The sequence below is a fragment of the Rhodobacter sp. CZR27 genome (genome assembly GCF_002407205.1).
In the GTDB taxonomy this organism is placed as follows: domain Bacteria; phylum Pseudomonadota; class Alphaproteobacteria; order Rhodobacterales; family Rhodobacteraceae; genus Cereibacter_A.
Genome location: NZ_CP023548.1, coordinates 614,691 through 628,664, shown reverse-complemented (window position 1 = coordinate 628,664; position 13,974 = coordinate 614,691). Strand labels below are relative to the sequence as shown.

General features: G+C 67.4%; 13 protein-coding genes, 1 tRNA gene and 3 pseudogenes. 9 read left to right on the top strand and 8 right to left on the bottom strand.

Features of this window, described 5'->3' with window-relative positions; translation table 11 throughout:
- Positions 1-76: 76 nt before the first annotated feature.
- Positions 77-529 (top strand): hypothetical protein, encoded by a 453-nt coding sequence (locus tag CK951_RS03270; RefSeq protein ID WP_096784796.1) that lies wholly within the window; start codon positions 77-79, stop codon positions 527-529.
- A gap of 33 nt (positions 530-562) precedes the next feature.
- Here CK951_RS03270 and rnd read toward each other — a convergent pair whose 3' ends face one another.
- From rnd to purM, 3 genes are all read right to left on the bottom strand, one after another.
- The gene (rnd, locus tag CK951_RS03265; protein ID WP_096784795.1) at positions 563-1,720 is read right to left on the bottom strand and encodes a ribonuclease D; all 1,158 of its coding nucleotides are present in this window, start codon (positions 1,718-1,720) and stop codon (positions 563-565) included.
- A gap of 93 nt (positions 1,721-1,813) precedes the next feature.
- Positions 1,814-2,404 carry a phosphoribosylglycinamide formyltransferase gene (gene purN / locus CK951_RS03260; protein ID WP_096784794.1) on the bottom strand — a complete coding sequence of 197 codons (591 nt, stop codon included), beginning with the start codon at positions 2,402-2,404 and terminating at the stop codon, positions 1,814-1,816.
- Entirely contained in the window at positions 2,401-3,447 is a 1,047-nt protein-coding gene (gene purM / locus CK951_RS03255) for a phosphoribosylformylglycinamidine cyclo-ligase (protein WP_096784793.1), read from the bottom strand. The genes purN and purM overlap by 4 nt, the downstream gene beginning before the upstream one ends.
- A gap of 107 nt (positions 3,448-3,554) precedes the next feature.
- Between purM and CK951_RS03250 the strand changes: the two genes are divergently transcribed.
- Both CK951_RS03250 and CK951_RS20925 read left to right on the top strand, forming a co-directional pair.
- Positions 3,555-3,630: transfer RNA gene (locus CK951_RS03250), tRNA-Ile, on the top strand.
- Positions 3,631-3,952: 322 nt separating this feature from the next.
- A pseudogene (locus tag CK951_RS20925) lies at positions 3,953-4,225 on the top strand (hypothetical protein); the annotation flags it as partial.
- Positions 4,226-4,337: 112 nt separating this feature from the next.
- On the opposite strand, the gene CK951_RS03245 reads toward CK951_RS20925, so the two are convergent.
- Positions 4,338-5,219 (bottom strand): LysR family transcriptional regulator, encoded by an 882-nt coding sequence (locus tag CK951_RS03245; RefSeq protein WP_096784792.1) that lies wholly within the window; start codon positions 5,217-5,219, stop codon positions 4,338-4,340.
- Positions 5,220-5,317: 98 nt separating this feature from the next.
- On the opposite strand from CK951_RS03245, the gene glyA reads away from it, so the two are divergent.
- The gene (gene glyA, locus CK951_RS03240) at positions 5,318-6,640 is read left to right on the top strand and encodes a serine hydroxymethyltransferase (RefSeq protein WP_096784791.1); all 1,323 of its coding nucleotides are present in this window, start codon (positions 5,318-5,320) and stop codon (positions 6,638-6,640) included.
- 340 nt (positions 6,641-6,980) lie between these two features.
- Here glyA and CK951_RS03235 read toward each other — a convergent pair whose 3' ends face one another.
- Positions 6,981-7,214 carry a hypothetical protein gene (locus CK951_RS03235; protein WP_096784790.1) on the bottom strand — a complete coding sequence of 78 codons (234 nt, stop codon included), beginning with the start codon at positions 7,212-7,214 and terminating at the stop codon, positions 6,981-6,983.
- Between the two features lie 754 nt (positions 7,215-7,968).
- Here CK951_RS03235 and CK951_RS03230 point away from each other — a divergent pair.
- A pseudogene (locus CK951_RS03230) lies at positions 7,969-9,362 on the top strand (IS256 family transposase).
- Positions 9,363-9,718: 356 nt separating this feature from the next.
- Positions 9,719-10,012 (top strand): SH3 domain-containing protein, encoded by a 294-nt coding sequence (locus CK951_RS03220; RefSeq protein ID WP_096784788.1) that lies wholly within the window; start codon positions 9,719-9,721, stop codon positions 10,010-10,012.
- Between the two features lie 127 nt (positions 10,013-10,139).
- Here CK951_RS03220 and CK951_RS03215 read toward each other — a convergent pair whose 3' ends face one another.
- On the bottom strand, positions 10,140-10,979 hold the full coding sequence (locus CK951_RS03215) for an EamA family transporter (RefSeq protein WP_096784787.1): 840 nt from the start codon (positions 10,977-10,979) through the stop codon (positions 10,140-10,142).
- 125 nt (positions 10,980-11,104) lie between these two features.
- Here CK951_RS03215 and CK951_RS03210 point away from each other — a divergent pair, with 125 nt between their 5' ends.
- Positions 11,105-11,962, top strand: a complete 858-nt coding sequence (locus tag CK951_RS03210; RefSeq protein WP_096784786.1) for a LysR family transcriptional regulator — start codon at positions 11,105-11,107, stop codon at positions 11,960-11,962.
- Between the two features lie 73 nt (positions 11,963-12,035).
- Positions 12,036-12,503 (top strand): annotated as a pseudogene (locus CK951_RS03205) (transposase); the annotation flags it as partial.
- A 110-nt stretch (positions 12,504-12,613) separates the two neighbouring features.
- On the opposite strand, the gene CK951_RS03200 reads toward CK951_RS03205, so the two are convergent.
- Positions 12,614-13,222 (bottom strand): calcium-binding protein, encoded by a 609-nt coding sequence (locus CK951_RS03200; RefSeq protein ID WP_096784785.1) that lies wholly within the window; start codon positions 13,220-13,222, stop codon positions 12,614-12,616.
- An 83-nt stretch (positions 13,223-13,305) separates the two neighbouring features.
- Positions 13,306-13,548 carry a PepSY domain-containing protein gene (locus tag CK951_RS03195; protein WP_096784784.1) on the bottom strand — a complete coding sequence of 81 codons (243 nt, stop codon included), beginning with the start codon at positions 13,546-13,548 and terminating at the stop codon, positions 13,306-13,308.
- A gap of 113 nt (positions 13,549-13,661) precedes the next feature.
- Between CK951_RS03195 and CK951_RS03190 the strand changes: the two genes are divergently transcribed.
- Positions 13,662-13,973, top strand: coding sequence for a PepSY domain-containing protein (locus CK951_RS03190; protein WP_096784783.1), 312 nt, complete (start codon positions 13,662-13,664; stop codon positions 13,971-13,973).
- The last annotated feature ends 1 nt before the right edge of the window (position 13,974 follow it).

The window sequence follows — 13,974 nt, the reverse complement described above, 5'->3', positions numbered from 1 at the left end:
CCCCGCGCGCCCACGCTTTTCAAAGCGCAGCGCATCGGCTAGCCATTGGGCAGAGATGGATGCGAGGGATGAAGGAATGAGACGACCGCTGCTGCTGGGGCTCGCACTGGTCCTGACGCTGGGGGCCTGCGGCACGCGGCTCAACCCGGTGAACTGGTTTGGCGGGTCCGAGCCTGCCACTGCCACCATGACGCCGGTTGCCCTGCCCGCCCCTTCCGAGGACGGGCGCCCGCTGATGGCGCAGGTGATCTCGCTCGACATCGACGCGATGCAGGGCGGCGCCATCGTGCGGGCGGTCGGCCTGCCGCCGACGCAGGGCTACTGGGCTGCCGAACTGGTCGGGCGTCCGGTGCAGGATGGCGTCAAGACCTTCGAGTTCCGCGCCCTGCCCCCGATGGCGCAGGCGGCTGTCTCCACCCAGCAGTCGCGCGAAGTGACGGTGGGGGCCTTCATCACCGCCCATGAGCTGCAGGGGATCCGGCAGATCACCGTCGTCGCGGCCGGCAACGCGCTCACCAGCCGCCGCTGAGGCACCGGCGCTCCCCGGCCGGGGAGCGTCCGACTAGAGCTTGACCACCCGGACCTCGTTGCCCTTTGCCGAAAGCGCGATCTCGCCGCGGCAAAGGCGCAACGCATCCGATCCGAAGGCTTCCAGCCGCCAGCCCTTGAGCGTGGGCAGGTCCCGCTCGCCCGCCGCGATCGCGTCGAGATCCGAGGCCGAGGCGATCAGCCGCGCCGCCACGCCGAGGCTTTCCGACTTCGCCTTCAGCAGCACGCGCAGAAGATCGGCCAGCGCCGGATTGACCTGAAGCTGCTCGCGCGACAGGTCCGGCTTCGGCATGTCCTCGGGCCGCATCTCGAGCCCCGCCTTCACCGCCGCAAGGATGCCTTCCGCGACATCCCCCCGCCGGCCTTCGCGCATCAGAAGGCGGGAGCGGCCGAGTTCCTCGGCATTGGTCGGACGGGTCGAGGCGATCTCGAGCAGCGCGTCGTCCTTCATCACCCGCGAGCGCGGCACGTTGTTCCGCTGCGCGTAGTCCTCGCGGAAGCGGGCGAGTTCCTTGACCACGGCGAGGAACCGGCCCGAGGTCGTGCGGGTCTTGATTCGCAGCCAGGCCTCATCAGGGCGCACGGTATAGGTCTCGGGATCGGTGAGGATCGCCAGTTCCTCCTCGACCCACTTCTGCCGGCCGTTCTTCGCGATCTGCTCGGACAGCCATTCGTAGATCACGCGCAGATGCGTTACATCCGCGATGGCATAGGTCATCTGCGCATCCGAGAGCGGCCGCCGCGACCAGTCGGTGAAGCGCGAGGTCTTGTCGAGCTGCTCGCGGGCGATCTTCTTGACCAGCGTCTCATAGCCCACCTGCTCGCCGAAGCCGCAGACCATCGCCGCAACCTGCGTGTCGAAGAGCGGCGTCGGGAAGACTCCGCCTTCGACGAAGAAGATCTCGAGATCCTGCCGCGCGGCGTGGAAGACCTTGACCGTCGGCTCGTGCCGGAACAGGTCGTAGAGCGGCTCCAGCGACATGTCCGGCCCCTCGATCGGGTCCACCAGCACCGCCTCGCCGTTCCGGCCGGGCAGCGCCATCTGGATCAGGCAGAGCTTGGACCAGTAGGTCCGCTCGCGCAGGAACTCGGTATCGATGGTGACGTAGGGCGCGGCCTTGGCGGCCTCGCAGAAGGCGGCCAGGGCCTCGGTGGTGGTGATCGACTGCATCAGGGTCCCGCGTCTCGGGGTTCACGCGGGTTCGTCCCGCGCCCCCGCTATAGGCGGCGTGGCCGGAAAAGGAAAGACCGATGGGTCGTTGCGTCAGGGGAGGAGGATGGGCCTGCGGTCGCCCGCCGCGAACCTGCGCAGGACGGCCGGGTAAAGCAGGTGCTCCTGCGTCAGGACCCGAGCCGCCAGCGTCTCCGGCGTGTCGTCCGGCAGGACGGGCACCCGCGCCTGCCCGAGGATCGGCCCGTCATCCAGCGCGGCCGTCACCTCGTGCACCGTGCAGCCGGCCTGCGTGTCGCCTGCCTCGATGGCGCGACGGTGGGTGTGCAAGCCCTGGTATTTCGGCAGGAGCGACGGATGGATGTTCAGCATGCGCCCTTCGAACCGCGCCACGAAGTCCGCCGTCAGCACCCGCATGAAGCCGGCCAGGCACAGGATGTCCGGCTGCGCCTCGAGGATCGGCTCCAGCAGCGCCGCCTCGAAGGCCGGGCGGTCGCCCTTGAACGGCCGGTGATCCACCGCCGCGACCGGCACGCCCAGCGCCGCAGCCCGTTCCAGCCCCGCCGCCGCGGGATCGTTCGAGACCACGAGCACGGGCCGCGCCGGATGGTCGCCCGCCATGCTGCGCACAAGGGCGAGCATGTTTGAGCCGCCGCCCGAGATCAGGATGGCGACTCGCTTCACAGAAGGCGGCCGTCGTAGCTCACGCCCCTGCCGACCGTCACCTCGCCGATCCGGGTGACCGACTCGCCCTCGGCGCTCAGCAGCGCGGCGAGGTCGTCCGCGCGGTCCGCCGCCACGACGAGGATCATGCCGATGCCGCAATTGAAGGTCTTCAGCAGTTCCGGCTCCGCCATTCCGGCGGTCTCGGCGAGCCAGCGGAACACCGGCGGAAGCGCCCAGGACGACAGGTCGATCCGCGCCCCCGCCCCTTCGGGCAGCACCCGCGGCAGGTTCTCGGTCAGGCCGCCGCCTGTGATATGGGCCAGCGCATGGACACCGCCCGCCCGGATCGCCGCCAGTGCCTGCTTCACGTAAAGCCGCGTCGGCGTGAGCAGCACCTGCCCGAGCCGGCCGGAGGCGAAGGGCGCCGGGGCATCCCAGCCGAGGCCCGAAAGATCGACGACCTTTCTCACGAAGGAATAGCCGTTCGAATGCACGCCGTCCGAGGCGAGGCCGAGCAGCACATCGCCGACCTGCACGCCGCATGGCAGATCCTGCCCGCGCTCCATGGCGCCCACGGCGAAGCCGGCAAGGTCGAAGTCGCCGCTGTGATACATCCCGGGCATCTCGGCGGTCTCGCCGCCGATGAGGGCGCAGCCAGAGGCCGCACAGCCCTCGGCAATTCCCTCGATGATCCGGGCGGCCTGGTCGACCTCGAGCTTGCCGGTGGCAAAATAGTCGAGGAAGAACAGCGGCTCGGCGCCCTGGCAGACGAGATCGTTGACGCACATCGCGACGAGGTCGATGCCGATGGTGCCGACCTCGCCGGTATCGATCGCGATGCGCAGCTTGGTGCCCACGCCATCGGTGGCCGCGACCAGGACGGGGTCGACGTAGCCCGCGGCCTTCAGGTCGAACAGCGCCCCGAAGCCACCGAGGCCCGAGACGGTCCCGGCCCGGTTCGTCCGCTTCGCGGCGGGCTTGATCCGTTCGACGAGGGCGTTGCCGGCGTCGATGTCCACCCCGGCGTCCGCGTATGTCAGCCCCTTGTGCTCTTCGGCCATGATCCATCCCTGCCGCTGCCTGCCGTCCCTCTAGACGATCGCCGCCGAGCGTGCAACGCGAAGCCACCCTTGACCCCTGCACCGCTTCGCCTTAACGGGGATCGGCCGGGCCTGTAGCTCAATGGTCAGAGCAGGGCGCTCATAACGCCTTGGTTGGGGGTTCGAGTCCCTCCGGGCCTACCAGGCCGCTATTCACTCAATGATCTGAGAGGTGGGGTGTCCCATCTTCAGCCCATGGGACACCATTGCCGTCAGAGCCCCACCCTGGACAAGGCAGAAACCGCTTCGGCACCCAATCGCGAGCGATCACGCCCTTGGTGCAGATGTCTCTGTGCCTCGGTGCGCCCGTGCACGTACATTGATGTGATGCTGGGTGACTCCGACCCCAGCAGTTGCCCGGCCTCGCGGACGCCGTCGCTCGTCTAGCCGGTGAGACCTGCTTCCTGCGAGGCCCGTTGATTTGAGGTGGGTGTCGCGACCCAGGCTCCGCAAGGAGACCGGACCGATGAGCAATCTCTATGGGCTCACAGACGCCCGGATGGAGCGGTTGAAGCCGTTCATCGGGACGACGGACCACTGGACTGTCCTCTGATCCTCCTTGCTTCCGTAGAGCCGTGGCAACCCCCCCCCCCCCGTCGACGACCGACGTGTTCCGGGCGGCATGATCTTCATCGACCGCAATGGTTTGTGGTGGTGCGACGCGCCCGTGGAACAAGGCCCGGCGAAGGACCTGACCGCGTCGGGATATTGCTCGGACGCCTATAAGGACTGGCGCCGCCACCCGCCACGACAGGGACCCCTTAACCTTCTTCCCAGCCATGGCCCCTCGCCGCATCCGTCCTCTTCCGGTTGTGAAACCTGCAAACCCGGCACCTTAAGGCATGACGTGTTCAGCCCAACTCCCGCAGCACGTCGAGCAGGCTCCGCTGGTTGCGGCTCGCGGCCGGCCCGGGCAACGTCCAGAGTGTGATCGACTGGCGGCCAATCACCCCTCGCCCGAGCGGCGCGACCAGATCTCCGGCGTCGAGGTGCCTCGACACGAGCGCCTTCCGCGCGATCAGGATGCCTGAGCCGTTAAGTGCCTCCTCAACGGCAACGGCGTAGAGCGAGAACACGGGACCGCGCGGCGTGAACGCCTGACCGGGCAGGGCGACGGCCGCCCAGGTGCTCCAGTCGTCGGCCCATGCAGAGTCGGTCAGACAGGTCATGGTCAGAAGATCTTGGGGAGCGCGGATGCGCCGGGCAAGTTCGGGGGTGCAGACCGGAAGGATCTCGTCCCCGGCGATGCGAATGCCATCGGTCGGAACGTCATCTGTATAGAAAAGGCAGAGATCGAAAGGCACGCGCTTCAGGTTGGGCGGCGTCTCCACGGCGGTGACGGACACTTCGATTTCAGGTAGCGCCGCCCGCAGCGCCGGAAGACGTGGTGCAAGCCAGAGTTGCGCAAGCGCCGGCAAGGTGGCGATGTGTATCCGCTTCGGAGCGGCGTCCTGACGGAGCTCCTGCACAGCCTCGCCGAGCCGGTCGAATGCCTCGACGAAGCGCGGCAAGGCGCGTGCGCCGATCGCGGTGAGTTCCACGCCCTGCGCATGACGTTTGAACAGCGGTGCCCCGATTTCGTTCTCGAGAGCCTTGATCTGTGCGCCCACGGCACCGGGCGTTACCCGCAACTCCTCGGCGGCAAGGGCGAAGCCGCCAAGCCGGGCGGAAGCCTCGAAAGCCCGCAAGGCATTCAGGGAAGGGAGACGCGGAAAGGGTGGTGCAACTGCCAAGCGAGACTCATGTTTTCTATGCCTATCATTCCTGAAATCTGCTTTGCACGGAAGCCTCCACTTGCCGAGGATGGCGGCATCTGGACCGGAGTTCCCCCATGACCGTTCATCATCTTCGCCCCTGGCTGCCGCCCACCGTCGTCACGCGCATCGACGCGATCAGCGCCGAGACCGCCCGTGCCACGTCGGATGAGATCGACGCTCGTATCTTCGCGCTCGCGGAGCGCAACCGCGCGATTCACGATCGCGAATGCTTCAACCTCAACCCGGCGACCAACGTCATGAACCCCAGGGCCGAGGCGCTGCTTGCGAGCGGTCTCGGCGCACGACCGTCGCTCGGTTATCCGGGCGACAAATACGAGATGGGGCTCGAGGCGATCGAGGAAATCGAGGTCATCGCCGCACAGCTCGCGGCCGAGGTCTTCAAGGCCAGACATGCCGAGATCCGGGTGGGGTCCGGCGCCTTGGCGAATCTTTACGCGTTCATGGCTACTTGCGAGCCCGGGGATGCGATCATCGCGCCGCCCGCCACCATCGGCGGCCATGTCACGCACCACCGTGCCGGCTGCGCGGGTCTCTACCGTCTCGACACCCATCCAGCCCCCGTCAACGCCGACGGCTACACGGTTGATCTCGACAGGCTGCGTGACCTTGCCCGTGACGTGCGTCCGAAGCTGATCACGATCGGGATGAGCCTGAACCTCTTCCCGCATCCGATCGCGGAAATACGCGGGATCGCGGATGAGGTCGGCGCGAAGGTTCTCTTCGATGCCGCTCACCAGTGCGGCATGATCGCAGGCGGCATCTTCGCCGATCCGCTCGCCCAAGGTGCCCACATGATGACCATGAGCACCTACAAGAGTCTTGGAGGGCCGGCGGGGGGCCTCATCGTGACCAACGACGATGATCTGGCCCAGCGGATCGAAAAGATCGCCTTCCCCGGGCTCACCGCGAACTTCGATGTCGCGAAGTCGGCAGCCCTCGCGATCGGGCTTCTGGACTGGCGGGAGTTCGGGGCTGCCTATGCAACGGCGATGGTCTCCACGGCCAAGGCACTGGCCGAGGCGCTTGCGGCGGAGGACATGCCCGTATTTGCGACCTCGCAGGGCCATACAGGTTCGCACCAGTTCGCGCTGGAGGCGGCGGAGTTCGGGGGCGGTCAGGCTGCGTCGAAACACCTGCGAAAGGCCAACATTCTCGCTTGCGGGATCGGCTTGCCGGTTGCTCCCGTGGAAGGGGACCTCAATGGCTTGCGTCTGGGCACTCCGGAGCTCTGCCGCTGGGGCATGACGGCAAGCGACATGCCCCGGCTGGCCGGCCTCATCGCACGGGCACTGCGGTCCTCGCAGCCCGAAGCTCTGGCACCGGAGGTCGCCGAATGGCGCAGCAGCTTCGATCAGCTCCACTTCATTCGGGGGTGAGCAAACAACAAGCCATTGATAGGAAAGGTGCTTTCCTGTCCCGGCCCCTCGCAGATGCTTTTCCTGGCCCTCCGCGGCCTCACTTGCGCAGTTGGGCCGATCATGGAGTGCTCGGCACTGGATTCCGCCGGACGCCAGAAGGCGTCATCTTGCGACCGGCTCCATGTCCTTGCGCAGATGGAGCGCACGGTAATCGGGCCCGTCCGGCGAGAATCGACCGGGCGATGACGGTGTTCCGGTGCTCGCCCCATTAGGCGGCGAGGATGCTCGTGGTCGCGAACCGGGGGTGGAACGCGGCGACGTCGGCCTTGGAGGATCTCGTATCCGAACATCGGCTGCTTCACTCTGGTTGCCGGGTGTGCCCCGCGGCCAACAGCGCGAGTAGCCGGCCGCCATCCCGCATCCCGACACGCCTGCCGAACGCCGCGGCAGACGGCCGCTCGGAGGTAAGCCTGACGGGCTGCGCCTCCGCCAACCTGTCGACCTCGGCCCGCGCCACGACGATCCCGGGATAGCCCTCCACACCGGCCCGCCGCCCCGCCGTGCGCGAGGCGCCGGTCGAGCCAGAAGTCATGGGGGCACGGATCCGACGGGTGCAGATCCACGGCACCGCCGAGGATCGCGTCCTCGATGTCCGCCAGCCGAGTGGCAACGTCGTATTCCTCGGTGGGGCTCTTGACCGCGTCCTCTGAACCCCACACGTATCAGCCGCTCAGGCCGGTCGCGTCCACCAATCCCGAACCCCCGCCGTAGCTCTCGCTACGGAACGATCCCTTGTTTGCAACAAACAGGTCAGTCGCTCATGTCCGAGCAATTCATTTCGAGCTGAGCTCCTTACGCCTCCGAGATCGTGCTCTGCGGCCTGCGTCCAGAAGACGTGAAGCCGCTCGCCAAGCTCCCTGAGGCTTGGCTTCCTGCCGCTGGACCACTTGGTCCTGTCTACGGCGGGCCGATTGGTCGAGGGCGACGCCGTCCTGCTGCTTCCCCCGCTGCGGACGGTGACAGCATCGGCAAGCTCGCGAGCCCTAGGTTGCACGACTGGCTCGGCGAGGCCCTCGATGCGCCCTATCTGGTGCTGATGCTCTGCCCGGAGGAGGCCATCCCGCCCGCCGAATTGCTACGTTATCTGCCCGCCCCCCCTGAACCTGATGCGGACCGACCGCGCGATCGTCTTCCAGCGCGGAAATCGACGGGGGGGGCGGTGAGGTTAGCGTGCGAGGAGCTGGTGTAATTTCGTCGCCAGCGGCGGTGTGATCCCGGGTGGCCATCGAGGTGTATGGTCGAGGTGGAGTTTGGCGACTTCAACCACGGACCTTACGGAGACCCCGATGACCAAGACGAACATGGACCTGTCCGAGCTTCTGGCCAAGCACGATCAGGGCGACTTCCTGCGCTCCATAGCCGAGGCTGTCCTGCAGCTGATCATGGACTTCGAGCGTAAAGCGATCGATCCAGTGGATCGATCGTAGCGAAGAAGGATGTGGAAGGCCTGATCGGTGCCGGCCGGCATGAACGCAGCGGTGATCGCACGACCTGGCGCAACGGGTATCGGAGAGCGCGCTCTCGATACCCGTCTGGGCACGCTGAACCTGCGGGTGCCGAAGCTCCGGCAGGGCAGCTACTTCCCAGGCTTCCCCGAGGCCCGGAAGACCTTCGAACAAGCGCCGGTGGCGGTCATCCAGGAGGCGTGGATCAGCGGCGTGTCGACCCGACGGGTGGACGAACTGGTGCAGGCCATGGGGCTGAACGGAATCTCGAAGAGCACGGTGTCCAAGCTTTGCAAGGAATGAGCCGGGCCAGAAAACGATCCGGGGGATCGTTTTCCCGGCGAATGACGAACGCGTGGGCGAGTTCCTGAACCGCCCGCTGACCGGCGAGTGGCCCTATGTCTGGCTGGACGCGACCTACCTCAAGGTGCGCCTGGGCGGTCGCATCGTGCCGGTCGCGGCGATAATCGCCGTGGCCGCAATACCGAGGGGCGCCGGGAGATCATCGGCCTTGGCATCGGCCCGTCCGAAGCGTTCGGGCGATGGCCCTCACCCTTCTGGACCGAGTTCCTGCGATCCCTGCGCGCCCGCGGCCTCGGCGGGATCAGGCTGGTGATCAGCCCTCGGCGGCGAAACGGTCTCCCGGACCGTTTCGTGCCCCGCCTCGACCCATACCGGCCTCAAGGCCGCCATCGCCCGGGTGTTCGAGGCGACCTGGCAGCGCTGCCGCGTTCCCTGGATCAGGAACGCGCTGGCACATGTCTCGCGCGGCCAGCATACCGTCGTCGCCGCCGCGATCCGGCAGGCCTTCGATCAGCCCGACCGCGCCCATGCCGGCGAGACCTGGCGCAAGGTCTCTGAGCAGTTGCGCCCGCGCTGGCCCAAGCTCGCCGACCTCATGGATGCCAGCGAGCACGACGTGCTGGCCTACATGTCCTTCCCGCGCCAGCACCGGACCAAGTTGCACAGCACGAATCCGATCGAGCGACTGAACAAGGAGGTGAAGCGGCGCGCCGACGTGGTCGGCGTTGGTCGGGAAATCCTTCCACTGGAAGGATTTCTGATCCTCCCAACTCCCCAACGACGCCTCCATCCTGCGCCTGATCGGCGCGGTGCTGTTCGAGCAGAATGACGAGTGGCAGACCTCGAGCCGCTGCATGATGGTCGAGGCCTTCGCCCGCATCGACACCAAGGAGATCGACCCCATTCTCAGCATGACCACAAAAGCCGCCTGATCATGACCTCAGGCCATCCGGGAATTTACACCAGCTTGGCGGACGTGACCGCGGTGAGCCGCCTGACGCGCGGGAAGCCGACATTGAATGTGCGGCAGAGCTATGCGGGTCTTGCGCCCCGGCTGGCGGCCCAGGTCGGCCATTACTCGCAACGCAAAGCGGTTCCGGCGGAGGCGCAAGGCGGGTGGTCGTAGGACAGGCTGCGTCGGGCATCACGTCCGGCTTCGGGGCGCGGATCGGCGTCCGGCCCGTAAGTCTCGGCCGCGTCGAGCAGGGCACCCTTGCCAGAGCACGGTTTGTCGTTCACACGCGTGGCGAAGTCCGCCGGATCTGGCACGAAAGCTTGAGGTTTCGCGATGCATCGTCTGCTCATCCCAATGCTCGCCTCGACGCTGCTGCTGACCGCGTGCGCGAGCCATGCGGTTGGCCCTGGCAGCCGGGTCGTCGTCGAGCGCGCGGGAAGCGAGCTTCTGAAGCTCCGCGCCGGGCCGGGGCTCGGCTACCGCGTTCTCCTCGGCCTGCCGGATGGCACGGCCCTTATGCGCCACGACTGCGTGACCGAGGTGGGTCAACTCTGGTGCCGGGTGTCGCTGGCCGACGCACCGCGCATGACCGGCTATGTTTCTGCCGACTACCTCTCGGAGCGCTGAGCCCAGACGGACGCTGCGAAGCAAGCCTTATCGCCCCGGGTGGGGGATCCTTCCGGCCGCGGCTGGGCGCCGTGCGTGGCCCTGACCGGGTCTCCCGCGGCGCTGCTGCGCGACCTCGGGAGCCCGCTTACGTCTTCATGATCGCGATGCCCCCGGCGATCATCGCCGCGGAGGTCCATCGCCATCGGCTGACGGGTTCACGCAGGACGATGGCCGCGATGAGCGTGGCGAAGAGGATGCTCGATTCCCGCAGGGCCGCGACGAGGGCGAGGGGCGCCTGGGTGAACGCCCAGACTGCGATCCAGTAGGAGCCGAGCGACATGGCGCCCGCCGCCAGGCCCGTCCGCCAGGCGGGCAGCAGTGCCGGGAAGGCCGCCGCCCCTCGCGTCACGGCTGCCCAGAGCGCCATCAGCGCGGCGTCTCCCACCACCATCCACAGGATGAATCCGGAGGGCGTGCCGGCAACCCGCGCTCCGACGCCGTCGACAAGCGTGTACCCTGCGGTGAATCCGGCCGTGCCAAGCGCGAAGAACAGCGCCGCGCCGCCCATCCGCCCCGCGGACGATCCCTTCGCCGCCATCAGGAGCACACCAGCAGAGATCGCGCCGATGGCTGCCAGGCCCGCGTCGCCCGGATCCGCCCCGAGCGCCATGACCGATACGAGCGTGACAACCAGAGGCGCCGTGCCGCGGGCAAGCGGATAGACCTGGCTCAGGTCGGCATGGGCGTAGGCCTGGACGAGGAACAGCTTGTAGCCCGCATGGAGCAGCGCGGCAGTCGCGATCCACGACCATGCCGCCGGCGCTGGCATCGGCACGAAGGGAAGAAGCGGCAGCGCGATCAGAGCCTGCACCAGCGCCAGGAGGAGCACGGTCGAGACGCGATCAAGCCCGACCTTGACGACCGAGTTCCACCCGGCATGCAGCAGGGCCGCCATGAGGACGGCGGCGAAGACATGTGTATCCATGAGACCTCCGGGGCGGCGCGGGCGGGCTTCAAGTCGCCGCGCAAGATGTTCCGAAGCGTGGTATCCCGCAGAGCAGGTACGTTGAAAAACGATGATTTTTCGCCTGCCATGTGCAATCAGAGCACATGAAACGCGGCACGCTCCCCCTTACCGCTCTGCGCGCCTTCGAGGCGACCATGCGCCTCGGGCAGATGCGGCGCGCGGCGGACGAACTCGGCGTGACCTACAGCGCGGTCAGCCGACAGGTTCGGGGACTGGAAGAGATGCTGGGCGTCCCGCTCTTCGAGGGGCCGCGGAACAGGCTGGTTCCCTCCGCCGCGGCGCTGGCACTGCAGCCCGCGCTGACCGAGGCATTCGACGGGATCGAGGCGGCGGTCGCGCGCGTGCAGCGTCGGGACCGGCGGGTTCTCGACGTTTCGTGCCTTGGCACCCTCGCCATGCGTTGGCTGATCCCGCGGATGGCGCTTTTTCAGGCGGCGCACCCCGGGATCGAACTGCGCCTGACCACCGATGACGGCCCGGTGGATTTCACGCAGAGGCGGATCGACGTCGCGATCCGGGTGGGATCCGGCCCCTGGGGCAGCGCGCAGGCCACGGAACTTTTCCCCGATAACGTCGGCCCGGTCCTGAGCCCTGCATTGATACCCGAGGACCAACTCACGCCGCAAAGCCTCCTCGGCATGACCGCTCTGAAAACCAGGACGCGGCCGGCGGCCTGGGCTGACTGGACCGCCAGGCAAGGCCTCGCCGCACCCATCCAGACCCTGGAATTCGAGCACTTCTACTTCATGCTCGAAGCTGTCACCGCAGGCCTTGGTGTGGCGATCGCGCCTGACATCCTGATCCGCGACGACCTCGCGGCTGGACGGCTTGTCGCGCCGTTCGGTTTCGTGCCGTCGGGGATGTCCTACGTCGCGCTACGACCGGCGCGGCGGAACGCAGACGCGGAAACGTTCATTGACTGGCTCGTTGCAGCCAACTGACAGGAACGGCCGCGGTGTACAGCATCGGCGTTGCGGCAGAACTTCCGCCAGGAAGGGTTCACGTCAGGACTCCATGCCGTTAGACGGGCGGCATGACGAAGCCTGCACGCACCCTTACCGCACGACCAACTGGACCAGCTACAACAGGGCACTCCGGAGGCGCAGGTCGCTCCTGATCTGGCTGGACAGGGAAATGTCCTGGCTCGCGCCGCGTGAGGGAAGACCAGGGCGGCCGCCGTAGTCTTCAGACGCAGCGGTCCAGTTCTGCCTGTCGATCAAGGGTGAAGGGCGCCCGGAGAACGGTCCTGAGGACCGTTTTCAGCCCTGAACGGGCGGAGCCCTGGTTCCGGCTGCGGCTGAGGCAGGCCGCCGCGATGGTCGCCAGCCTCCTGCGCCTGGCTGGGCTGGACTGGCCGGTTCCGGACGTCTCCACCCTCGGCCGCCGGCGGAAGTCTCTGGCTGTCCATATCCCACAGCGCCGCGCCGACCACTGAACTCGCTGGTGCAAAGCACCGGGATCAAGTTTCTCGGCGACGGGGAATGACAGGCCCGCAAGCTCGGCGCGCAGAGGCGACGTCCGGCGCGGGTGGGTTCAAGCCTGTTCAGCGGCCAAAGCCCCCTGCCCGGGTCCCCGGCCGTTTCAGCCCCTGTTCAGAGGATGAAGTCCGACATGTCGAGGTGCGACACCTGCATGTTGGTGATCGTGACGACAGTGTCGGCAGAAAGGGTCAGGACGACGCTGGTTCCGACCTGCTGGGCGCCGTTGATGAGCGCCCTAGCCTGGGCGACGCTGAAATCGTCCAGTTCGATCCGGTCCACGCCGTTGCGGAAATCCGTCACGGTATCGCGACCGTCGCCGCGTTCGAACTCGAAGACGTCGGCGCCCGCTCCGCCGGTCAGGATGTCGTTTCCGCCACCGCCTTCGAGGTGATCGGAGCCTGCCCCGCCCCAGAGCCGGTCCTCTCCGGCCCCGCCGTCGAGCTCGTCCTTGCCTGCCCCGCCCGACAGCCGGTCATGTCCGGCGCCGCCGTCGAGCTCGTCATTGCCTGCGCCGCCACGAAGACGGTCGTTGCCCCGGTCCCCCTCGAGGTCGTCGGCTCCCTCGCCGCCGTCCAGATGGTCGTTGCCACTGCCGCCGTGGAGATCATCGTTGCCCTCCAGGCCGAAGAGGCGGTCGTTGCCTCCGAAACCGGTCAGGATGTCGGCCAGCCGGGTTCCGGTGAGGGTATCGGCCAGGTTCGTTCCGATGCGTCGTGCCATGGTGTTGTTCCTTGAATCGGGTCAGGATCGCCGCGGGCTGTCCGCGCCGTCCGAAGGGTTGCCGGCTGGGGGTTCGGCCAGGATCAGTCGTCGCGGCGCTCGCGGAGGATGTCGGCTGTGGCGGCATCGACGAGCAGTTCGACACGGGCGCCGGCGGGGCTCACCGCCTCCACCTCGAACCGCGCGCCCTCTGCCTCGATCTCGTGGACGGTGTAGCCCTTGACCTCGAGTGCGGAAAGAGCGGCAGAAACCGGCAGCGCCGCCTCGGCCGCCGCCATGGTTGCACCGATGCTCAGGGCCGCGGCCGTTAGCAGGACATTCTTCACTCTCTTCTCCTTGCCAGGTTGCCAATGTCCGAGGCTGATCGCACAGGCGCGCTGACAGCGCCCTGAGACAGGCCGTAGGCGATTTGTCAGGAAGGGCGGTGTAGGGTGGCCGGATGACACGTTCCGTTCTGCTCCTTGCCCTTCCGCTCCTGCTTCTTCCGATCTCCGGGGGGAGCCAGGATCTCCTGCCGCCCGATTTCGAGCTCGCCGAGGAGGCCGTGCGACGGGGCGAGATCCTGCCGCTGGCCGATATCCTGCAACGCGTCGCGGCGGTTCAGGAGGGGCGGGTGATCGAGGTGGAACTGGAAATCGAAAACGGCCTGCGCATCTATGAGGTGGAACTCATCACCCCTGACGGGCGTCTGCTCGAGACCGACCTGAATGCGGCGACGGGGGAGATTCTCTCGCTGGGCGAGGACGACTGAA

Bases quoted from the DNA above. Each gene is read 5' to 3' on its own strand.
- CK951_RS03200 (WP_096784785.1), bottom strand. From the start codon at position 13,222: ATGGCACGACGCATCGGAACGAACCTGGCCGATACCCTCACCGGAACC.
- CK951_RS03210 (WP_096784786.1), top strand. From the start codon at position 11,105: ATGAAACGCGGCACGCTCCCCCTTACCGCTCTGCGCGCCTTCGAGGCG.
- CK951_RS03190 (WP_096784783.1), top strand. From the start codon at position 13,662: ATGACACGTTCCGTTCTGCTCCTTGCCCTTCCGCTCCTGCTTCTTCCG.
- purM (WP_096784793.1), bottom strand. From the start codon at position 3,447: ATGGCCGAAGAGCACAAGGGGCTGACATACGCGGACGCCGGGGTGGAC.
- CK951_RS03235 (WP_096784790.1), bottom strand. From the start codon at position 7,214: ATGACTTCTGGCTCGACCGGCGCCTCGCGCACGGCGGGGCGGCGGGCC.
- rnd (WP_096784795.1), bottom strand. From the start codon at position 1,720: ATGCAGTCGATCACCACCACCGAGGCCCTGGCCGCCTTCTGCGAGGCC.
- CK951_RS03220 (WP_096784788.1), top strand. From the start codon at position 9,719: ATGCATCGTCTGCTCATCCCAATGCTCGCCTCGACGCTGCTGCTGACC.
- CK951_RS03215 (WP_096784787.1), bottom strand. From the start codon at position 10,979: ATGGATACACATGTCTTCGCCGCCGTCCTCATGGCGGCCCTGCTGCAT.
- glyA (WP_096784791.1), top strand. From the start codon at position 5,318: ATGACCGTTCATCATCTTCGCCCCTGGCTGCCGCCCACCGTCGTCACG.
- CK951_RS03270 (WP_096784796.1), top strand. From the start codon at position 77: ATGAGACGACCGCTGCTGCTGGGGCTCGCACTGGTCCTGACGCTGGGG.